Annotated in this window: 17 protein-coding genes; 10 read left to right on the top strand and 7 right to left on the bottom strand. The window is 71.1% G+C overall.

What is annotated here, in order from left to right; all coding sequences use genetic code 11:
* Nucleotides 1-68 precede the first annotated feature (68 nt).
* A complete protein-coding gene (locus AB0L71_RS15255) occupies nucleotides 69-1,355 on the top strand; it encodes an alanine racemase (protein ID WP_365242604.1) in 1,287 nt (428 codons plus the stop codon).
* Nucleotides 1,356-1,393: 38 nt separating this feature from the next.
* A complete protein-coding gene (locus tag AB0L71_RS15250; RefSeq protein ID WP_365242602.1) occupies nucleotides 1,394-3,022 on the top strand; it encodes a D-aminoacylase in 1,629 nt (542 codons plus the stop codon).
* Between the two features lie 77 nt (nucleotides 3,023-3,099).
* Here the strand turns inward: AB0L71_RS15250 and AB0L71_RS15245 are convergent, their stop codons facing one another.
* Nucleotides 3,100-3,960: a serine protease gene (locus AB0L71_RS15245; RefSeq protein ID WP_365242600.1), complete on the bottom strand. Its 861-nt coding sequence runs from the start codon at nucleotides 3,958-3,960 to the stop codon at nucleotides 3,100-3,102.
* Between the two features lie 238 nt (nucleotides 3,961-4,198).
* Nucleotides 4,199-4,930 (bottom strand): NAD(P)H-binding protein, encoded by a 732-nt coding sequence (locus tag AB0L71_RS15240; RefSeq protein WP_365242598.1) that lies wholly within the window; start codon nucleotides 4,928-4,930, stop codon nucleotides 4,199-4,201.
* Between the two features lie 375 nt (nucleotides 4,931-5,305).
* Between AB0L71_RS15240 and AB0L71_RS15235 the strand changes: the two genes are divergently transcribed.
* Nucleotides 5,306-6,517: a pyridoxal phosphate-dependent aminotransferase gene (locus AB0L71_RS15235; protein WP_365242596.1), complete on the top strand. Its 1,212-nt coding sequence runs from the start codon at nucleotides 5,306-5,308 to the stop codon at nucleotides 6,515-6,517.
* A 95-nt stretch (nucleotides 6,518-6,612) separates the two neighbouring features.
* The gene (locus AB0L71_RS15230; RefSeq protein ID WP_365242594.1) at nucleotides 6,613-7,020 is read left to right on the top strand and encodes a hypothetical protein; all 408 of its coding nucleotides are present in this window, start codon (nucleotides 6,613-6,615) and stop codon (nucleotides 7,018-7,020) included.
* A gap of 357 nt (nucleotides 7,021-7,377) precedes the next feature.
* On the opposite strand, the gene AB0L71_RS15225 is transcribed toward AB0L71_RS15230, so the two are convergent.
* Complete coding sequence (locus tag AB0L71_RS15225; protein WP_365242593.1) at nucleotides 7,378-9,210, bottom strand: phosphoenolpyruvate carboxykinase (GTP); 1,833 nt, start codon at nucleotides 9,208-9,210, stop codon at nucleotides 7,378-7,380.
* Between the two features lie 211 nt (nucleotides 9,211-9,421).
* Between AB0L71_RS15225 and AB0L71_RS15220 the strand changes: the two genes are divergently transcribed.
* Nucleotides 9,422-10,117: a hemolysin III family protein gene (locus AB0L71_RS15220; RefSeq protein WP_365242591.1), complete on the top strand. Its 696-nt coding sequence runs from the start codon at nucleotides 9,422-9,424 to the stop codon at nucleotides 10,115-10,117.
* Between the two features lie 44 nt (nucleotides 10,118-10,161).
* A complete protein-coding gene (locus AB0L71_RS15215; RefSeq protein ID WP_365242589.1) occupies nucleotides 10,162-10,794 on the top strand; it encodes a TetR family transcriptional regulator in 633 nt (210 codons plus the stop codon).
* A 44-nt stretch (nucleotides 10,795-10,838) separates the two neighbouring features.
* On the opposite strand, the gene AB0L71_RS15210 is transcribed toward AB0L71_RS15215, so the two are convergent.
* Nucleotides 10,839-12,866, bottom strand: coding sequence for a thioredoxin domain-containing protein (locus AB0L71_RS15210; RefSeq protein ID WP_365242587.1), 2,028 nt, complete (start codon nucleotides 12,864-12,866; stop codon nucleotides 10,839-10,841).
* 44 nt (nucleotides 12,867-12,910) lie between these two features.
* The gene (locus AB0L71_RS15205) at nucleotides 12,911-13,126 is read right to left on the bottom strand and encodes a helix-turn-helix transcriptional regulator (protein WP_365242585.1); all 216 of its coding nucleotides are present in this window, start codon (nucleotides 13,124-13,126) and stop codon (nucleotides 12,911-12,913) included.
* Between the two features lie 332 nt (nucleotides 13,127-13,458).
* Here AB0L71_RS15205 and AB0L71_RS15200 point away from each other — a divergent pair, with 332 nt between their 5' ends.
* Together AB0L71_RS15200 and AB0L71_RS15195 are read left to right on the top strand one after the other, a co-directional pair.
* Nucleotides 13,459-13,893 carry a PaaI family thioesterase gene (locus AB0L71_RS15200; RefSeq protein ID WP_365242583.1) on the top strand — a complete coding sequence of 145 codons (435 nt, stop codon included), beginning with the start codon at nucleotides 13,459-13,461 and terminating at the stop codon, nucleotides 13,891-13,893.
* A gap of 237 nt (nucleotides 13,894-14,130) precedes the next feature.
* Complete coding sequence (locus AB0L71_RS15195; RefSeq protein ID WP_365242581.1) at nucleotides 14,131-17,394, top strand: tetratricopeptide repeat protein; 3,264 nt, start codon at nucleotides 14,131-14,133, stop codon at nucleotides 17,392-17,394.
* A gap of 96 nt (nucleotides 17,395-17,490) precedes the next feature.
* Here the strand turns inward: AB0L71_RS15195 and AB0L71_RS15190 are convergent, their stop codons facing one another.
* Together AB0L71_RS15190 and mca are read right to left on the bottom strand one after the other, a co-directional pair.
* Nucleotides 17,491-17,730 (bottom strand): hypothetical protein, encoded by a 240-nt coding sequence (locus AB0L71_RS15190; RefSeq protein ID WP_365242579.1) that lies wholly within the window; start codon nucleotides 17,728-17,730, stop codon nucleotides 17,491-17,493.
* A gap of 1 nt (nucleotide 17,731) precedes the next feature.
* Nucleotides 17,732-18,613: a mycothiol conjugate amidase Mca gene (mca, locus tag AB0L71_RS15185; RefSeq protein WP_365242577.1), complete on the bottom strand. Its 882-nt coding sequence runs from the start codon at nucleotides 18,611-18,613 to the stop codon at nucleotides 17,732-17,734.
* A 152-nt stretch (nucleotides 18,614-18,765) separates the two neighbouring features.
* Here mca and AB0L71_RS15180 point away from each other — a divergent pair, with 152 nt between their 5' ends.
* Nucleotides 18,766-19,182 carry a DUF4307 domain-containing protein gene (locus tag AB0L71_RS15180; RefSeq protein WP_365242575.1) on the top strand — a complete coding sequence of 139 codons (417 nt, stop codon included), beginning with the start codon at nucleotides 18,766-18,768 and terminating at the stop codon, nucleotides 19,180-19,182.
* 183 nt (nucleotides 19,183-19,365) lie between these two features.
* Nucleotides 19,366-19,863 carry a transcription elongation factor GreA gene (gene greA, locus AB0L71_RS15175; RefSeq protein ID WP_365242573.1) on the top strand — a complete coding sequence of 166 codons (498 nt, stop codon included), beginning with the start codon at nucleotides 19,366-19,368 and terminating at the stop codon, nucleotides 19,861-19,863.
* Nucleotides 19,864-19,899: the final 36 nt, after the last annotated feature.

The following is a 19,899-nucleotide window of genomic DNA, read 5'->3' as shown; positions in this document are numbered from 1 at the left end:
ACAGCGTCAGCACTCTACGCAATGGGCGTTGCACATGATGCAACGCACCCTTCGATCGAGGAGGCACCTTGACCGCCCACCGTGCTGTTGCCGCGCTCGCCGACGAGCTGGTCGACCACCGCTTCAAGGCACTTCCGCCCGACGCGGAGGGCCTGACCGTCGGCGCCCTCGCCGCGCAGCGGCGCAATCTCTTCACGGGCGGCTTCACCACCCCGGTCCTCGCCCTGTCCGCCGAGTCGGTCGAGCACAACCTCGCCCTTCTCCAGACGTACACCGAGCGCCACGGTCTCGCCTTCGCCCCGCACGGCAAGACCTCCATGTCCCCGCAGCTCTTCGCCCGCCAACTGGACCACGGAGCCTGGGGCATCACCGCGGCCGTGCCGCACCAGGCGCGGGTCTACCGGGCCTACGGGATCCAGCGGATCTTCCTCGCCAACGAACTCGTCGACGCCCCGGCACTGCGCTGGCTCGCCGGTGAGCTGGACCGCGACCCGGAGTTCCGCTTCCTCTGCTACGTCGACTCGGTGCGCGGTGTGGAGCTGATGGACGAGACGCTGCGGGAAGCGGGCGCCACCCGGCCCGTGGACGTCGTCGTGGAGCTGGGCGCCGGGGAGGGGGCGCGCACCGGCGCCCGCACCGAGGCCGACTGCGCGGCGGTCGCCGACGCGGTGGCCGCCACCTCCACGCTGCGACTGGTGGGCGTGGCCGGTTACGAGGGCGAGGTACCGGACGCCTCCGGCGAGCGGGTGCGCCAGTGGCTGCACCGGCTCGTCGCGCTGGCCGTCGCCTTCGACCGGGAGGGCCGGTTCGCGGCGGCGGCCGACGAGGACATCGTGATCAGCGCGGGCGGCAGCGCCTGGTTCGACGCGGTGGCCGACGTGTTCGCGGACATCCCGGAACTCTCCCGCCCGGTGCTCAAACTGCTGCGCTCGGGGGCGTACGTCTCGCACGACGACGGCCGCTACCGCCACGTCACCCCGTTCAACCGCATCCCCGAGGAAGGGGCCCTCCAGCCCGCCTTCCGGCTCTGGGCCCAGATCGTCTCCCGCCCCACCCCCGAGCAGGCCTTCCTCAACGCGGGCAAGCGGGACGCGGCGTACGACCTGGACCTCCCGCAGGCGCAGGTCGTACGGTCCGGCCGCGACGGCACGGTGCGCCCCGCACAGGGGATCACGGTCGACCGCCTCTCGGACCAGCACGCGTGGCTGTGCACGGAACCGGGCGCGGAGCTGGAGGTGGGCGACTGGGTGGGGATGGGCCTGTCGCACCCGTGCACAAGCTTCGACAAGTGGCAGCTGATCCCGCTGGTGGAGGAGGACGGCACGGTCACCGACCTCATCCGCACCTTCTTCTGAACCCTGCGGCCGTACCGGCCCCTTGAGAGGCGAGCCCCATGGACCTGGTCATCCGCGACGCCCGCGTCGTCGACGGCACCGGCACCCCCGCGTACCGCGCCGACGTGACCGTCGACCACGGCCGGATCGCCGGGATCCACCCCGAGCACGCCACCGGGCCGCGCCCCAGTGCCCGCCGCACCCTGGACGCGGACGGGCTCGCCCTCTCCCCCGGTTTCGTCGACATGCACGCGCACAGCGATCTCGCGCTGCTCCGCGACCCCGACCACAGCGCGAAGGCCGCACAGGGCGTCACGCTCGAAGTCCTCGGCCAGGACGGCCTGTCGTACGCCCCGGTCGACGACCGGACCCTCGCCGAGGTGCGCCGCGCCATCAGCGGCTGGAACGGTGGCGCTCCCGAGGACGCGGGCATCGACTTCGACTGGCGCACGGTCGGCCAGTACCTGGACCGGCTGGACCTCAACTTCGGCGGACAGGGCATCGCGGTCAACGCCGCCTACCTCGTCCCGCAGGGCACCGTCCGGATGTACGCGATGGGCTGGGCGGACCGCCCGGCCACCGACGCCGAACTGGCCCGGATGAAGGAACTCGTCGCCCAGGGCATGGCGGACGGGGCGGTCGGCATGTCCTCCGGCCTCACCTACGCCCCCGGCATGTACGCGGACACCGCCGAACTCACCGAACTGTGCCGGGTGGTGGCCGAGCACGGCGGCTACTACTGCCCGCACCAGCGCTCCTACGGAGCGGGCGCGCTCGACGCGTACGCGGAGATGGTGCGGCTGACCCGGGAGGCGGGCTGCGCACTCCATCTCGCCCACGCCACCATGAACTTCGGCGTGAACAAGGGCCGGGCGCCGGAACTCCTCGCACTGCTGGACGACGCCCTCGACTCGGGCGCCGACATCTCCCTGGACACCTACCCGTACACGCCCGGCTGCACGACCCTCGTCGCGATGCTGCCGAGCTGGGCGAGCGAGGGCGGCCCCGGGGCCGTCCTGGCCCGCCTGGCGGAGGACGCGACGGCCGAGCGGATCCGGCACCACCTGGAGGTGCTGGGCTCGGACGGCTGCCACAGGGTGCCGATCGAGTGGGACACCATCGAGATCTCGGGCGTCGGCGATCCCGCCCTGGCCGGCCATGTCGGCCGCACCGTGGCCGAGTCCGCCCGTCTGCGCGGCGAGGCCCCCTGGGCGACCGCGCGCCGGCTGCTGATCGATGACCAGCTCGGCTCCACGATCCTCCAGCACGTGGGCCACGAGGAGAACGTCCGGCAGATCATGCGCCACCGGGTACACACCGGCGGCAGCGACGGCATCCTCCAGGGCGACAAGCCGCACCCGCGCGCCTACGGCACCTTCCCGCATTATCTCGGCCGATACGTAAGGGAGTTGGGCATCCTCTCGCTGGAGGAGTGCGTGGCCCACCTCACCTCCCGGCCCGCGCGGCGGCTGCGCCTGACCGACCGGGGATACGTCCGCGAGGGCTACCGCGCGGACCTGGTCCTCTTCGACCCGGCGACGGTGGCGGCGGGTGCGACGTTCGAGGAACCGCGCGCACGGCCCGTCGGCATCCCGCATGTGCTGATCGACGGCCGTTTCGTCATCGAGGACGGCCGCCGCACCCAGGTCCTGGCGGGCCGGTCCGTACGGGGCACGGGCCGCCGGTAGCGAGATGCGGCCGGGAGGAAACCTCCTCCACCGCCACGGAGCCGGTCGGCGTCGCGGCGGCGGAGGTGTTCACCGCATCACGGCTTGGGCAGCGTGCAGCCCGTCCGGCTGAGGTCGAACTGGCTGCCGGCGCCGATGCACGGCACGATGCCGTACGTCTCCTGGGCGTAGTTGATGCCCTGACGCACCGTCACAACGCCGCTCTCGTCGACCTCGCACGGGTTGTTCACCGTGCACTGCTCGCCGTCCTCGTTGCCGGTGTTGTTCACGGCGATGACCTTGCCGGTGGAGTTGTCGATCACCGGCGAACCGGACGTACCACCAATGGTCTGGCAGGCGGAGGTGTAACGGACCGAGTCCTTCCAGGTCCAGTCACCCTCCTTGAGGCGATAGACGAAGCCGTCCACGTTGCAGGAGTACGTGCGCTTCCAGTAACCGGAGGCGACGGTGATCGCGGTGCCCTGGACGGGGTGCGCGGTGTCGAGCTCCAGCGCCTTGATGCCGTAGGTGCTCTCGATCTGGGCGTAGGTGCGGGTGAGTTGGTACACCGAGATGTCGGTGTCGGTCATCGTCCCGTACGCGATCTTGCTTGCCCTGAGTGTGCCGACACCCGTGCCCGCGGCGTTGAGCAGGGTGAAGCTGCGGGTGGACGACTTGTTGAACACGACCTCGCCGGGATCCGGGAACCCGGTCTCCAGGCAGTGCCCGTTGGAGAGCACGAGTGCGGGGTCGGAAGAAAGGGAGTTGGGCGTACGGACGACGGATCCGGAACAGTTGCTGAGCGCGACCGTTCCGGCAAAGTTCACGGCCTGAGCCGTAATCCCCTTCTCGACCGTGCCGGTCGCCGCCGTGCCCTGGTCGGCCGCCGCGGTTGCGGGCGCGATCCCCGCCCCGAGCAGCAGAAAAGTGAACAGCGCGCCGACGAGAGGCTTCTTCATGTGGGGGTCCCCTCCGATGACCTGCGCAGGGGACGGTGGCCCCCGCGAACGCTTTGACATGCGCATGTTGACGCACACGCAAAGGCGCCCACAAGAGGTGCTTTCAAGCCGTCGGCCGGTCACCGCACCCCCATCACGGCGACCGGGTTCCTCCCCCTTTCGCCCCTCGGGGCGGCAGCCGCCCCCGCCCCGGTGGACCCGGCCCGCTGCGGCCGGGTCCACCGGGCGGCCCGCGCCGTCAGGAGAGCCAGTCGGCGTAGCGGGTGGGGGCGATGCGGGCATCGTCCCCGGCGGTGAGGGCGTCGCCCGGAACGGCGGCGAACATGCCGGCGGTGTCGTCGGTGACGACGGTGCGGCCGTCGGGGCGGGCATTCAGGGTGAACCGGCCGAGCTCGTCGAGGGTGAAGACATCGGGTCCGGCGACTTCGACGGTGTCGTTCAGGGGTGGGCCGGACGCGACGCCGACGACGGCGTCGACGACGTCCCGCACAGCGATCGGCTGGATCGGAGTGGCCGGAAGCCGGACGGTGTCGCCGTCGGTGGTCCAGGACATGACCTCGTCCATGAACTCCATGAACTGGGTGGCCCGGACGATCGAATAAGGGAGGGACCCGGCCTTGAGGAGGTCCTCCTGGAGGGTCTTGGCCCGGTAGTAGTCGAGGCCGGGCACCTGGTCCGTGCCGACGATCGAGAGGACGACGACGTGGCCCACCTTGTGCTTCCGGGCGACGCTCAGGATGTGGTCCATCGAGGTCCGGAAGAAGTCCGGGGAGGCCTCGTCGAACGTCGGGGAATTGGTCAGGTTGACGACGACGTCGACACCGGCCATCGCCTCGTCCAGGCCTTGCCCCGTGAGGACGTCGACACCGGTGGACAGCGAGTGCGGCACAGCCTCGTGCCCGGCCGCGTTCAGCTTCTTCACGACCTGCGACCCGATCCGGCCGGTACCGCCCAGTACTGCGATCTTCATGGATCACCTTTCCTCGCGCGGTTCATGACCCCCCTGGCCCCCGCTGCCGCAGTCTGGCACCGGCCCGGAAGGGGCGCCCCTCGTCCGGTGCGGCACTCGGGTGCACGCCCCGGGGGCGCGCCCGCTCACGCCGCCCGCACCCCGCACGGGCCGGGCAGCGCCGCCCGCGTGGCGCATCTCACCCGTTCGTGTCCGTCACGCCCCGATTCCAGCCCATTCCAAGCCCCGCACCCGTCGCCGACCGTCGTTCCCACGGGTCGGGGCCGGGAAGCGCATGGGGATGGAAGACGCGGCGGGGCACCGGAGTGACCCGGGCGGGGCAGCCGGGAGGGCAGCTCCGGGCGGCACGCGTAACGCGGTCGTAAGCTCCCAGACATGCAGGTCATCCAGTCCACGAAGCTCGCCAATGTCTGTTACGAAATCCGGGGCCCCGTGCTCGAGGAGGCGATGCGACTGGAAGCAGCCGGTCACCGCATCCTCAAACTGAACACCGGCAACCCCGCAGCCTTCGGGTTCGAGTGCCCGCCCGAGATTCTCGAGGACATACTGCGCCACCTCTCCGGGGCGCACGGTTACGGCGACGCGAAGGGGCTGCCGTCCGCACGACGGGCGGTGATGCAGCACTACCAGACCAAGGGGATCGACCTCGACGTCGAGGACATCTACCTGGGCAACGGCGTCTCCGAGCTGATCCAGATGTCGATGCAGGCGCTGCTCGACGACGGCGACGAGGTCCTCGTACCGGCTCCGGACTATCCGCTGTGGACCGCCTCGGTGTCGCTGGCCGGCGGCACGGCCGTGCACTACCGGTGCGACGAGCAGGCCGACTGGATGCCGGACCTCGCCGACATCGAGCGGAAGATCACCGACCGCACCAAGGCGATCGTGATCATCAACCCGAACAACCCCACGGGTGCGGTCTACGACGACGAGATGCTGCGCGGGCTGACGGACATCGCCCGGCGGCACGGTCTGGTCGTCTGCTCCGACGAGATCTACGACCGGATCCTGTACGACGGAGCGACCCACACCCCGACCGCGGTGATCGCACCCGATCTGATGGTGCTGACCTTCAACGGACTCTCCAAGAACTACCGGGTGGCCGGGTACCGGTCGGGGTGGCTGGCGGTCTGCGGCCCGAAGGACCACGCCGCCTCGTACATCGAGGGACTGACGATCCTCGCCAACATGCGTCTCTGCGCCAACATGCCCGCGCAGCACGCGGTGGCCACCGCGCTCGGCGGGCGGCAGTCGATCGACGATCTGGTGCTGCCGGGCGGGCGCATCCGGGAGCAGCGGGACACGGCGTACGAGCTGCTGACCCAGATTCCGGGCGTGACCTGCGTGAAGCCGAAGGGGGCGCTGTATCTCTTCCCGCGCCTCGACCCCAAGGTCTACAAGATCAAGGACGACCGGCAGATGGTTCTGGACCTGCTGCGGGCCGAGAAGATCATGGTGGTGCACGGCACCGGCTTCAACTGGCCGGAGCCCGATCACTTCCGTGTCGTGACGCTGCCCTCGACGGAGGACCTGACGGACGCGGTGGGCCGGATCGCGCACTTCCTGGACGGCTACGGCCAGCCGTAACCGATCACCGGTCGGAAATCCCTGATTCGATCGCAGACAACTTTAGACTGAATCCAATGTAGGATGGTCTCCACAGCATCACCAGGAGGCCATCCATGTACGAGCCGATCCGCACCCCATCGGTCCACTCGACGGCCGACCGCAGCGGTTTCCCGCGCCGTTCCCGCGAGGAGGAGCTGGACATCCAGCTCGCCGGACACCTGGCCGCGCTGCTCGCGGTCACCGACGAGCTGGGGCTCGACGCGGTGGGCGACCGCATCGCCGATCAGGTGGCCCGGCTGCGCGGCACCCCGCCCGCCCGGCACGCCGGCCGGACCGACGCGCCCGCACTCGCGCTGCACCGTCACGCGCACGCCCTCGCCGGCCGCACCCTGGTGGTGGCCGCATCCCGCGCCGACACGACCGTCGCGATCCTCGCCGCCGAGCGCATGGACGCCCACGCGGCGGCGATCGCCGCCGCCACCGCTCCCGACGCCCCGTCGCGCCTGGTCAGCGCCCACTGACCGCCCCGGTCCACGGGCCGACCAGGCGCGTGGACCGGGTGCACCCACTCCACGGCACCCCGGCGGGAAAGCCGCGGCCGACCGGCACGTCTGCGCTGACGGCGCCGGCGGCCGCCCCGGCCACCGGCGCCGTGAAGGAACCTCGCAGCGCCGGTGGAGGTGCTGCGCGCCAGGAGACGGCACCACCCGGAGACTCCTTATATAAGCCATGAGAAAAGGGCGACCCCCGGAATCGCAGGAGGATTCCGGGGGTCGTGCCGCGGCGGGCCGATGACGCCACAGGTCAGGGCGGGTGTCGGGAGACCCGGTCGCGGGGTGCGCGGGGGCGCACCCCGTGCGGGGTGCGCCCGGCGGGTGTCAGCCCAGGCGCTGGACCAGCGCGCGGTACTCGTCCCACATCTCCTTCGGCGCGTGGTCACCGAAGGTGTTGAGGTGCTCGGGGATGAGCCCGGCCTCCTCGCGCCAGACCTCTGTGTCGACCTTGAGCAGGAAGTCCAGGTCGGACTCGGAGAGGTCCAGTCCCACGGTGTCCAGGGAGTCCTTGGCCGGCAGGATGCCGATCGGCGTCTCGACGCCCTCCGCCCTGCCCTCAAGGCGCTCGACGATCCACTTCAGGACGCGGCTGTTCTCGCCGAAGCCGGGCCACACGAACTTGCCCGCGTCGTTCTTGCGGAACCAGTTCACGTAGTAGATCTTCGGGAGCTTCGAGGCGTCCTTGTCCGCACCGACCTTGAGCCAGTGGGCCATGTAGTCGCCCATGTTGTAGCCGCAGAACGGCAGCATGGCGAAGGGGTCGCGGCGCAGCTCGCCGACCTTGCCCTCGGCGGCGGCGGTCTTCTCGGAGGCGACGTTGGCTCCGAGGAAGACACCGTGCTGCCAGTCGAAGGACTCGGTGACCAGCGGTACGGCCGAGGCGCGGCGGCCGCCGAAGAGGATGGCCGAGATCGGCACGCCCTTCGGGTCCTCCCACTCGGGCGCGATGATCGGGCACTGGCCGGCCGGGACGGTGAAGCGGGCGTTGGGGTGCGCGGCCGGGGTGTCGGACGCGGGCGTCCAGTCGTTGCCCTTCCAGTCGGTGAGGTGGGCCGGAGCGGTCTCCGTCATGCCCTCCCACCAGACGTCGCCGTCGTCGGTGAGCGCGACGTTGGTGAAGACGGAGTTGCCCCACATGGTCTTCATGGCGTTGGCGTTGGTGTGCTCGCCGGTGCCGGGCGCGACGCCGAAGAAGCCGGCCTCGGGGTTGATCGCGTAGAGGCGGCCGTCCTCACCGAACCGCATCCAGGCGATGTCGTCGCCGATGGTCTCGACGCTCCAGCCGGGGATGGTGGGCTCCAGCATGGCGAGGTTGGTCTTGCCGCAGGCGCTCGGGAACGCGGCGGCGATGTACTTCGGGGACTCGGACTCACCCTGCGGCGGCGTGAGCTTGAGGATCAGCATGTGCTCGGCGAGCCAGCCCTCGTCACGCGCCATGACGGAGGCGATGCGCAGCGCGTAGCACTTCTTGCCGAGCAGGGCGTTGCCGCCGTAGCCGGAGCCGTACGACCAGATCTCGCGGTCCTCGGGGAAGTGCGAGATGTACTTGGTGGTGTTGCACGGCCACGGAACGTCCTCCTGGCCCTCTTCCAGGGGGGCGCCGAGCGTGTGGACGGCCTTGACGAAGAAGCCGTCGGAGCCCAGCTCGTCCAGCACGGCCTGACCCATGCGCGTCATCGTGCGCATGGAGACGGCGACGTACGCGGAGTCGGTGATCTCCACGCCGATCGCGGACAGCGGCGAGCCGACCGGGCCCATGCAGAACGGCACGACGTACATCGTGCGACCGCGCATGGCCCCACGGAAGACGCCCTGCTCACCGGTGAAGATCTCCCGCATCTCGGCGGGGTCCTTCCAGTGGTTCGTCGGACCCGCGTCCTCCTGCTTCTGGGAGCAGATGAACGTGCGGTCCTCGACACGGGCGACATCGCTCGGGTCGGACGCGGCGTAGTAGGAGTTCGGGCGCTTGGTCTCGTCCAGCTTGGTGAACGTCCCCTTGGCGACAAGCTCCTCGCACAGGCGCTTGTACTCGTCCTCGGAGCCGTCGCACCAGACCACCCGGTCCGGCTCGGTGATGGCTGCGATCTCGTTCACCCAGGAGGCGAGCTCCTGGTGCTGGGTGGGGGCAGTGGGGGGAGCCGCGATGTCGCGCGCCACGATCGCTCCTAGGTGAGGGTGTCAGTTGTGTAGTTGCCCCGTGGGGGCTGCGACCCGGATGCTTCTACCCCTTCGAACCCGTTGGCGCTCATCCGGTGCCGAACGCACTCATTTGATCATCCGACCCTTTTGCCCATCTGTCCAGAGGGCCGCACACGTGAGCATCACCACTCGCCGCTGATACCTACGGTTGCGTAGGTACGATGCGGGAATGACTGCCGCCGCCACCGCGCCCGAGCCAGCCGGGCTGGAACCAGCCGAGTCCCCCACCCCGCTGAAGCCTCGCCTGCGCGGCTGGCTGCATGCGGGGATGTTTCCCGCCGTGATCGTCGCCGGGATCGCCCTGATCGCCCTGACGGACAGCGCCCGAGGCCGCATCGCCTGCGGCATCTACGTGCTGACCGCGTGCCTCCTGTTCGGCGTGAGCGCGCTCTACCACCGAGGCACCTGGGGCCCGCGTGGCGAGGCGGTGCTCCGTCGGCTCGACCACGCCAACATCTTCCTGATCATCGCGGGCACCTACACTCCGCTGACCCTGCTCCTGCTCCCGGAGGCGACCGGAACGCCGCTGCTGTGGGCGGTCTGGGGCGCCGCGGCGGCCGGCATCGCCTTCCGGGTGTTCTGGGTCGGCGCCCCGCGCTGGCTCTACACGCCCTGCTACATCGCGATGGGCTGGGCGGCGGTCTTCTTCCTGCCGGACTTCATGCGGACCGGCGGGATCGCGGTGCTGGTGCTGGTCATCGTCGGCGGGGTCCTCTACAGCGCCGGCGGCGTCATCTACGGCATCAAGCGGCCCAACCCGTCGCCGCGCTGGTTCGGCTTCCACGAGGTCTTCCACTCGCTGACCCTGGCGGCCTTCGTCGTGCACTACGTGGGCATCTCGCTGGTGGCCTACAGCCACAGCTGAGCGACAGCCCCGCTCTCCCCCTCCGGTGCCCGACAATGGTCACCATGGCCGCCCTCTCCCGCACCCCTACCGCCCCCCGTCCCGGGACACCGCAGGGGACGGGGTTGCGCGAGCGGAAGAAGCTCAGGACCAGGACCGCGATACGCCAGGCGACGTTCCGGCTGATCTCCGAACGGGGGTACGACGCGACGACGGTCGAGCAGATAGCGGAGGCGGCCGACGTCTCGCCGAGCACGGTCCTGCGCTACTTCGGGACCAAGGAGGACATCGTCCTCGCCGACGAGTACGCCCTGGCCATGGCGGCCGAGCTGCGGAAGCGGCCGGCCGGCGAACCGCCACTGGACTCGCTCCGGTCCGTCCTGACCGAAGCGCTGCCCACGGTCCTCGGCATCGACGACGAGGAGCTGCGCCGGCGCACGCGCCTGATGGTGGAGGTCCCCGCCGTCCGGGCACGGATGACGGAGACCCTGTCGGACACGGCGAAGATCCTGGCACGGGTGGTCGCCGACCGTATCGGCCGCGGCCCCGACGACCTGGAGGTCCGGGTCTTCATCGCGGCAGTCCTGGGGGCGCTGCGCGAGGTGACGCTGTACTGGGGCGAACACGGCCAGGAGGGCGACCTGGCCGCACTGATCAACCGGGCCCTGGACGCCCTCGAAGGCGGCCTGACGCTGTAGCGCCGTGACCGGCACCCTGTGCCGGTCACGACGCCGGCCGGGGCTCAGTCCCCGGCCGAGTCCGACCCCAGGCGGCGCGCCAGCTCCTGACGGTCCACCGTCGGCGCATCGCACACGAAGTGCCTGCACACGTACGCCGTCGGCGCCCCGTCCACCATCGGCCGGTCCGCCAGCAACGGGAACTCCGCCTCCGCCCCCTCCCCCGCCGCCACCACCGCACCGGGCGCCGTACCCAGCAGCGCCGTACGATGCAGCGCACCGCCGACCGGACCGGCGACGGCGACCTCACGCGGCCCGTCGAGCAGGGCCTCGGCGACCGCGAGCCCCCAGCCGATGAACCGGGGAGCCCGCGGGCCGAGCGCCTTCACCACCCCGAGCGCCCCCTCCGCGGTCTCGCGATGGGGCCGGGAGCCGGTGTACGCGGCGTACGAGAGCAGCGCACCGGCCGCCGCCGTCCAGCCCGCCGGGGTCGCGCTGTCGGTGGGGTCCTGCGGGCGCCGGATCAGCCGCTCGGCGTCGTCCGCCGTGTCGTAGAGCTGCCCGCCCTCACCGGTGAAGTGCTGGAGCACGATGTCGAGGAGGAAGCCGGCGAACTCCAGCCAGACGCCCTCGCCGGTCACCGCGGCCAGGGCGAGGAAGCCCTCCGCGACATCGCCGTAGTCCTCCAGGACCCCCGCGTGGCCGCCGGTCCGTCCGTCCTTCGAGGTACGCGACAGCCGGGCGTTGTCACCCATGTGCACCCGTACCAGCAGGTCGGCCGCCTCGGTGGCACGCTCGACCAGGTCGGGCCGGCCGAAGTACGTCCCCGTCTCGGCGAGCGCGGCGATCGCCAGGCCGTTCCAGGCGGCCACCACCTTGTCGTCCCGCCCGGGGCGCGGACGCAGCTCCCGGGCGGCAAGGAGCCTGGCCCGCACGTCGGCGACCCGGTCCGTGTCCACCTCGGCGCCCGTGCGTGCGACCCGCAGGACCGAGGAGCCCTCCTCGAAGGTGCCCTCGGGCGTCACCCCGAAGTACTCCGCGGCAAAGGCCCCGTCCTCCTCGCCGAGCACCTCCCGCAGCTGCTCGGGCGTCCACACGTAGTAGGCGCCCTCGACGTGCCGGCCGGTCCCGTCGTCGCTGTCGGCGTCCAGCGCGGAGGCGAATCCGCCCTCCGGGGTGCGCAGCTCGCGCACCATGAAGTCGGCGGTCTCCAGGGCGATCCGGCGGGCCAGCTCGGAGCCGGTCGAGCGCCACAGGTGTGCGTACACCCGGCAGAGCAGCGCATTGTCGTAGAGCATCTTCTCGAAGTGCGGAATCACCCACTTCTGGTCCACCGAGTAGCGGGCGAACCCCCCACCGAGCTGGTCGTAGATCCCGCCCATGGCCATCGCCGCGCAGGTGTCGGCGGCCATGTCGAGGGCGCCCTCGGCCCCGGTGCGGGCGTGATGGCGCAGCAGGAACTCGATGATCATGGACGGCGGGAACTTGGGCGCACCGCCGAACCCGCCGTGCTTCTCGTCGTACTCCCGGGTGAGCCCGAGAAGCGCCTGCGCCAGTTCCGTCCCACCTGGAAGCCCGTCGCCCCCGAGCGCGAGCGAACGCTGGGCGAGGTCGTCGACGATGCGTCCGGCAACCCCGGAGACCTCGTCGCGGCGGTCCGTCCAGGCGGCCGAGACGCCTTCGAGCACCTGGCGGAAGGACGGCATCCCGTGCCGGGACTCGGGCGGGAAGTACGTGCCGAAGTAGAAGGGTTCGGCCTCGGGGGTCAGGAAGACGGACATGGGCCAGCCGCCCTGCCCGGTCGCCGCCTGCACGGCCTCCATGTACACGGCGTCCACGTCGGGCCGTTCCTCGCGGTCGACCTTGACCGACACGAAGTGCTCGTTCATGTACGCGGCGGTGTCGTCGTCCTCGAACGACTCGTGCGCCATGACGTGGCACCAGTGGCAGGAGCTGTACCCGACGCTGAGGAACACGGGCACGTCCCGTCGCCGCGCCTCGGCGAAGGCCGCCTCCGACCACGGCCACCAATCGACCGGGTTGTCGGCGTGCTGAAGGAGATAGGGCGACGTCTCTTGAGCCAGGCGGTTCATGCTTCCACCCTCCCATGCGATGCCCGCTCGGCCCTGCACACTTCTCAGGAGATGGCCGCGATGTCTCCGTCGTCGAAGCAGATCGCCTGATGCAGGCGTCCGCCCAGTGCGGCAGCGAACCGCGCAAGGACGTCCTGCCCGGGCATGTGCCCTCGCTCGATCTGCGACACACGCCCCTTCGGGACGCCCGTACGGTCGGCCGTCTCTTGCCGAGTCAGCCCCCGAGCCCGCCACAGCTCCGCCAGACGGCGCCCGGTCATCTCCGCGAGGAGTTCTTCCTTGCCGGCCCTTGCAGCCGCATCGATGTAGGCCTGCGCACCACCGTCGTGGCATTGGCCAGGTCCCCACCCCAGGCACGGAAGGCGTCGGCGCCCTGGCCCTTCCACTCCGCATACTGCCGACGGGTCTTCAGATCCTCAACGATCTTCTCGGCATGCAGCCCGCCAACTGACCGGGCATGCGCGGCGGGTTGGCGCGTTCTTCTCCATGAGACCGGCCCTTGCCGCGGATGCGTCGACACCGCGGGAACGCGGTGACACGATCCTCACCACGTGTCACCGACCACGCACCCGTATGCGAAAGGATCCACGCCATGGCCTCTTCCGAGCCGACCGCACCCGGCCTCGCCGATCTCCTGGCGGCCATGCCCCTGGCGACGCGGCTGGGCATCGAACTCCACGAGGCTGCGCCCGGCCGGACCATGGGCAGCCTGGCCTGGTCCCCCGAGTCCTGCACCGTGGGCGGCGCGCTGCACGGCGGTGCGCTGATGGCGCTGGCCGACTCCGTCGGAGCGGTCTGCGCCTATCTCAACCTCCCGCCGGGCGCCGGTACTTCCACGGTGGAGTCGAAGACCAATTTCCTGCGCGGGGTGACCTCCGGGCGGGTTCACGCCACGGCCCGCCCGTTGCACGTCGGCGGCACCCTCATCGTCGTACAGACCGACCTGCGCGACGACAAGGACCGTCTCGTCGGGCAGACCACCCAGACCCAGATCGTGCTCACCGCACGGGGCGGCGCCAGGAGCTGACCCCGGGCGCGGGGACGGCGAAGGCCTCGGGCGGCCGGGGTCACCGGTCGGGTGGATCGTCGGCATGCCGGAGCGGGTACGGGGAAGTCTCACGGTTCAGGCGATTCGGCGTACCCGCATCCTCTCGCAGGCCCGGTTGATCGCATCGCTCTCTCTCGCCACCGCGCCGTGCGCAGGACACCGGGCGGCGACGGCCGCGGGAGTTGTCGTCATCATCGGAATCGGAGGGGGAGGCATATGCGGGACAGCCATCGGGCGGAAGCCGAACGGCTGTTGGTAAGGGCGGTCGAGGAAGAGGTGCGGCGGTCGGGGGGCCGGGCCGACGCCGCCGTGCTCACGACGCGCGGGCATGCCGCGCTCGATTCGCTGGCGGCCGGGGCGGCCGAGGAGTACGCCGCCTATGTCCAGGCGCTGGACGCGGCCGAGGCCGGGCAGCGGCCGCTGTCCGCCCGGTTCAGCCGGGAATCCATGGGAACTCCACTCCTGGCAACCGGAGTTGCCGCAGTCGCCGCAGTGGCCGCGGATGTCGCGTTCGGTACGGCGGCGGGGCCGGCCCTCGGCGCGGGCGCCGTCGTCGCGGTCGCCGGGGCGACGGCGACCGTCGCCAAGGTCACCGCCTCGCACTGGCCCGCCGCCCACCGGCGTGCGGGTGCGCTCGGACAGCCCGGCGGCCCCGAACAGCTGCGGTTGCAGTGGCTGGCGGCGCTGGAGGTGCGGGGCATCCGCCCGTTCCTCGACCAGCAACGCATGCTCGCCGCCTCCTCGCGGACCTCGGGGAAGAAGGTTCCCGCACCGGCGCGGAACGCTCCCTCGCTGCGCGGCGGCGACCGCAGCGCAGCGGCCCGTACCCGTGCGGTGCTCGATCAGTCGTTCCGTCATCTGCCCTCCACCGACGGGCCGTTCGCCGGACGGCGGGCCGAACTGGCCCGGATCGCCCAGTGGGTGCGCGAGTCCCGGGCGTCGACGGAGACCGAGCCGACCGTCGTCGTGCTCCACGGCGCGCCCGGCACCGGCCGCACCACGCTCGCGGTGCGGGCGGCGCACGGCCTGAAGGACCAGTTCCGGGGTGCCTGTGTGGTGGACCTGCGGGGCGATGTGGCCGGAGAGACGCCCCTGTCGACGCGGGACGCGCTGCTGCATCTGCTGAACCGGCTGGGCGCCCCCCGCGAGCAGTTGCTGTTCCGGAACGGGTCCTCCTCCCGGCCGGACGGGAAGGCCCGGGGGGACGACTCCGCCGAGCAGCAGGTGCGGCGGCTGACCGACCTGTACCACCGGCATCTGACCGACACCCCCGTGACGATCGTCCTGGACGACGCCGCCGACGCGGAGCAGGTCCGCGCGCTGCTGCCCGAGCGCTCCGACAGCCTCGTCCTGGTCACCGCCCGCGAGCCCCTCGAACTGCCCGCCGACATCCCGGCCCGGGTCCACCGGCTGCCGGTGGGCGCACTGGACGCGGCCGGTGCGGAGGAGCTGCTGCGCGAGGCCGCCCGGGAGCAGGAGCAGGGGCCGTACGACTCCCAGTCGACGGACAGGGTCGCCGAGCTGTGCGGCGGGCTGCCGCTGGCGCTGCGCATAGCGGGATCCGCGCTCGGTCCGCGTACTCCGAGCGCGCTCGCCCGTGATCTCGCCTCGTACGGCCCGGTCACACCGGTCGAGCGGGCGCTGTGGCTGCGTTACACCGACCAGACCGAGCCGGCGCGGCGGCTGCTGCGCCGGCTCGCGCTGGCCGGGCGGGCCAGTCTGGGCGCCGCGGCGGCCGCGGCGCTGCTCTCGACCGACGAGCAGGAGGCCGGGCGGCTGCTCGCGACGCTGGCCGGGGCCGGGCTGCTGGACCATGTGCGGGGCGCGCGCTACCGGCTGCACGATGTCGTCCGGGGCTTCGCCCTGGCCCGGCTGCGGGACGAGGAGGAGGCGGCGGACCGTACCGCGGCCCAGGAGCGGCTGATCAAGAACTACGCGGAGCTGGCCGGTGCGGTGATCCGCATGGTGGACGGCAAGCTGTCGACCCGGGCCGGGCAGTTCGGCCCGCACGGGTTCGGTTCGCTGGAGTCGGCACTGCAGTGGCTGGACGAGGAGTCGAGCTTCATCACGTCGGCCCTGCGGCACGCGGAGGGAGTCGACCAGGGGACCGTGCTGGATCTGCTGGGCGCGCTGTGCGACTACTGCCTGCTGCGCGGTGACCTCTACCGGCTGGGTGAGATCAGCGAGTTGACGCAGGCCGTGGACAAGGGGCTGCTGGAGCGGTCCGTGCAGTGGCGTACCGGCATCGCGGCCCGTCAGCTCGGCGAGCTGGACAAGGCGCGCACCACACTGTCGTCGGTCGTCGGCCTGTACCGGGAGGCGCAGAACGAGGCCGGTGCGGCGCTGGCGCTGTGCTCGCTCGGCATCACCCTGCACCATCAGGGGAATCTGACGGAGGCGGCGGCACGGCTGGGTGAGGCGATCGAGCTGCAGTCCTCCGCGGAGCAGGCCGAGGACCGGGCGTGGTCGCTGCACGCCCTGGCCGCGGTCGAGCGCGACCGGGCCCGCCCGGCCGAGGCCCTGGCCCTCCTGGACACCGCGCTGGCCCTGCACCGGGAGGGCGAGTCGTTGCACGGTGAGGCATGGGCGCAGTACCAGCTGGGGCAGACGCTGTTGCGGATGGGCGATGTGGACGGCGCCAAGGACGCGCTGCGCACGGCCCTGGAGTTGTACAGCCGCACCCGTGACGAGCGCGGGGAGGCGTGGGCGCTGACCCAGCTGGCGCGGGCCCGGCTGCTGGAGGGCGACCCGGCCACGGCCGTCGAGGAGCTGAACCTGGCCCTGGGCCGCCACCGTGACAACGAGGACGCGCGCGGGGAGGCGTGGACGCGGTACCACCTGGGGCAGGCCCTGGAGGAGGGCGGTGACGGCGACCAGGCGGTGCGGCAGCTGGAGCGGGCCCGCACGATGTTCTCCCGGATGCGTGACGCCTACGGGCTGGCGTGTGCCCGTCACCACTCGGGCCGGGTCACCCGCGACCAGCGGGCCGCGCGGACCGGGAACCTTCTCAATTCGGGCTTCGCCCGCCAGCTGCTGGCGGACGCGCGGGCCGACTTCCGCCGGATCGGGGTGCCGCACGGCGAGGCCTGGACATGCCTGGAGCTGGCCCTGGTCGACGCGGGCAACAACCGTGCCGGGCAGGCGCTGGAGCTGTGCGGGGAGGCGGCGGAGCTGTTCGCCTCCTACGGCGACACCCGGGGCGAGGACTGGGCCCGGTTCCTGCGCTGCACGCTGCTGCCGTACGCGTCGCCGGGCGGCAGCGAGGTGGGCACGGCGGTGGCCCAGCAGGAACTGGCCGACCTGCTCCTGGCCGGCCACCCGACGCGCGACAGCAAGCTGGAGGACTGCGCGGAGGCGTTCACGGTGGTGCTGAACCGTGGCGTGGACCTGGCGGACGGCTGGCAGGCCTGGCGCCTGGGCCTGACGCCGACACGTCACGCACGGGAGGTCATGGGCGTGCCGGTCCCACCGAGGGTGTGAGAAACGGCACACCGCGCACCGCCCCGGACTCGGCCACCGACTGCGGCCTCCGGGCGCGGTGGGTGCGGTACCGGGCGCCCCGGTACCGCGCCGTGCCTACTTCCGCTTCGTGGCTCCGGCGCCCGCGGCGACGGTGTCGTCCGACGCCGCCTCCGGGTCCGGGGCCTCCTCGAAGTCGACCTTGCCCATGTGGCGGTTCATGGACTTCATCAGCAGCCACACGCCCACCGCGAGCACCGCGAAGACGATGAAGCCGAGAACGCCGGGGGTCACCTTGTTGTCGTCGACCTCCTTGGCGAGAGGGACGAGATGGGTCAGTGCCTGGGTCGCGTACATATCAGGCATTGTCGCGGATGCCCGCGAAGAGGTCGCTCTCGGGGAGGGAGGTGTCGACGAGGGACTTCGCCAGTTCGTACTCCTCGGTCGGCCAGACCTCCTTCTGGACGTCCATCGGGACACGGAACCAGCCGCCGTCGGGGTCGATCTGGGTCGCGTGTGCGATCAAGGCCTTGTCGCGGGTCTCGAAGAAGTCCGCGCACGGAACGTGCGTGGTCAGCGTGCGCTCCTCGCGCTCGAACTCCGTCCAGCGCTTCAGCCAGTCGCCGTACGGGGACTCCAGGCCACGGGCCAGCAGCGCCTCGTGGAGCGCCACCGTCCGGGGCCGGTTGAAGCCCTGGTTGTAGTAGAGCTTCTGCGGCTGCCAGACCGGGCCGAACTCCGACTCGGGGAAGGTCTCGCCGTCCGCCGCGCCGTCGAAGGCGATCACCGTGATCTTGTGGGTCATGATGTGGTCGGGGTGGGGGTAGCCGCCGTTCTCGTCGTACGTCGTGACGACCTGCGGCCGGAACGCGCGGATGCTGCGGACCAGACGCCCGGCGGCCTTCTCCTCGTCCTCCAGCGCGAAGCAGCCCTCGGGCAGCGGCGGCAGCGGGTCTCCCTCGGGAAGACCGGAGTCGACGAAGCCGAGCCACTCCTGCCCGACGCCCAGGATCTCCCGGGCCTCGTCCATCTCCTTCCTGCGCACCTCGTGGATGTTCTCCTCGATGTACGCGTCGCCCTGGAGCTTCGGGTTGAGGATGGAGCCGCGCTCGCCTCCCGTGCAGGTCACGACCAGCACGTCCACCCCCTCGGACACATACTTGGCCATGGTGGCCGCACCCTTGCTCGATTCGTCGTCGGGGTGCGCGTGGACGGCCATCAGTCGCAGCTGCTCAGTCAAGTCTCGATCCTCGTTGAGGGGACGCCGTGGAGAGATGCCGTCCCGCAGGGACGTCTGCATGGGGTGGCGCCCGGGTGGCGGGTGGCAGACTTCTATAGTGACCGAACCGGGGGGCGGAAAATTCCAGCATCCCCGGTACGGGAGGAACGATCATGACCGCGGTGCGCGAGGCGCTTCCGGAGAACCGCTACGGCCGCTCCGCGGACCAGCGCGCGGACCGCAAGCTCAGGATTCTCGGTGCGGTGCTGGGTGTCGCCCTGCTCGGAGTGCTGTGCTGGATCGGTTACGGCTACGTCGTCGGCCGGGGCATCAGCGCCGAGGTGATCAAGTTCAAGGTGGTCTCCGACGAGCGCATGGATGTGCACCTGGAGGTGCGCAAGGGCGCGGACGTCAAGGGCTACTGCACGCTCCGCTCGCAGCACAAGGACGGCAGCGAGGTGGCCCGCAAGGACGTCCGCTTCGACGCACACTCGGACCGGATCGACCAGGTCGTGTCCCTGCGCACGACCGCCAGGGCGACCACGGTCGAGCTGCTGGGCTGCACCGACGACGGCGGGGCGGGGCGTTGATCTGCGCACGCCAGCGCTGAACCGCCGACACAGGCCCTGACCTGCACCTGAACGACCCGAGCCGTAAACCTGCTCCCCCTTTTCCGGGGGAATTGTTAGGCTCGTGGTTTCGCCCACCCGGGAAGGCACATGCTTACGGGTAGGGCGTTGCTTTGTATTCCCAGTACCGACGAGGAGCACCCTGTGACCCAGACCAGCGAAAACGTCACCTGGCTCACGCAGGAGGCGTACAACCAGCTCAAGGCCGAGCTGGAGTACCTGTCTGGTCCCGCGCGCACGGAAATCTCCGTAAAGATCGCGGCGGCCCGTGAGGAGGGTGACCTCCGGGAGAACGGCGGGTACCACGCGGCCAAGGAGGAGCAGGGCAAGATGGAGCTGCGGGTGCGCCAGCTCACCCAGCTCCTGGAACACGCCAAGGTCGGCGAGGCACCTGCCGACGACGGTGTGGTCGAACCCGGCATGGTCGTGACGATCGCCTTCGACGGCGACCCGGACGACACCCTGACCTTCCTGCTCGCCTCCCGTGAGTACGCGAGCTCGGAGATCGAGACGTACTCACCGCAGTCGCCGCTCGGCACCGGCGTCAACGGAAAGCGCACGGGCGACGACGCCGAGTACGAGCTTCCGAACGGCAAGACGGCAACCGTGAAGATCCTCGCGGCGAAGCCCTACACGGGCTGATCCCGCACCCTCGTGCGAGGAGCCCCCGGCCGGTGG

Origin of the sequence: Streptomyces sp. NPDC052052 (assembly GCF_040680455.1) — a bacterium.
In the GTDB taxonomy this organism is placed as follows: domain Bacteria; phylum Actinomycetota; class Actinomycetes; order Streptomycetales; family Streptomycetaceae; genus Streptomyces.
The sequence above is the reverse complement of the archived record's forward strand: the minus strand, read 5'-3'. Positions and strand labels throughout refer to the sequence as shown.

Excerpts from the sequence above, each read along its gene's own strand:
- AB0L71_RS15250 (WP_365242602.1), top strand. The coding sequence starts at position 1,394 with ATGGACCTGGTCATCCGCGACGCCCGCGTCGTCGACGGCACCGGCACC.
- AB0L71_RS15245 (WP_365242600.1), bottom strand. The coding sequence starts at position 3,960 with ATGAAGAAGCCTCTCGTCGGCGCGCTGTTCACTTTTCTGCTGCTCGGG.
- AB0L71_RS15240 (WP_365242598.1), bottom strand. The coding sequence starts at position 4,930 with ATGAAGATCGCAGTACTGGGCGGTACCGGCCGGATCGGGTCGCAGGTC.
- AB0L71_RS15235 (WP_365242596.1), top strand. The coding sequence starts at position 5,306 with ATGCAGGTCATCCAGTCCACGAAGCTCGCCAATGTCTGTTACGAAATC.
- AB0L71_RS15230 (WP_365242594.1), top strand. The coding sequence starts at position 6,613 with ATGTACGAGCCGATCCGCACCCCATCGGTCCACTCGACGGCCGACCGC.
- AB0L71_RS15220 (WP_365242591.1), top strand. The coding sequence starts at position 9,422 with ATGACTGCCGCCGCCACCGCGCCCGAGCCAGCCGGGCTGGAACCAGCC.
- AB0L71_RS15215 (WP_365242589.1), top strand. The coding sequence starts at position 10,162 with ATGGCCGCCCTCTCCCGCACCCCTACCGCCCCCCGTCCCGGGACACCG.
- AB0L71_RS15210 (WP_365242587.1), bottom strand. The coding sequence starts at position 12,866 with ATGAACCGCCTGGCTCAAGAGACGTCGCCCTATCTCCTTCAGCACGCC.
- AB0L71_RS15205 (WP_365242585.1), bottom strand. The coding sequence starts at position 13,126 with ATGACCGGGCGCCGTCTGGCGGAGCTGTGGCGGGCTCGGGGGCTGACT.
- AB0L71_RS15200 (WP_365242583.1), top strand. The coding sequence starts at position 13,459 with ATGGCCTCTTCCGAGCCGACCGCACCCGGCCTCGCCGATCTCCTGGCG.
- AB0L71_RS15195 (WP_365242581.1), top strand. The coding sequence starts at position 14,131 with ATGCGGGACAGCCATCGGGCGGAAGCCGAACGGCTGTTGGTAAGGGCG.
- AB0L71_RS15190 (WP_365242579.1), bottom strand. The coding sequence starts at position 17,730 with ATGTACGCGACCCAGGCACTGACCCATCTCGTCCCTCTCGCCAAGGAG.
- AB0L71_RS15180 (WP_365242575.1), top strand. The coding sequence starts at position 18,766 with ATGACCGCGGTGCGCGAGGCGCTTCCGGAGAACCGCTACGGCCGCTCC.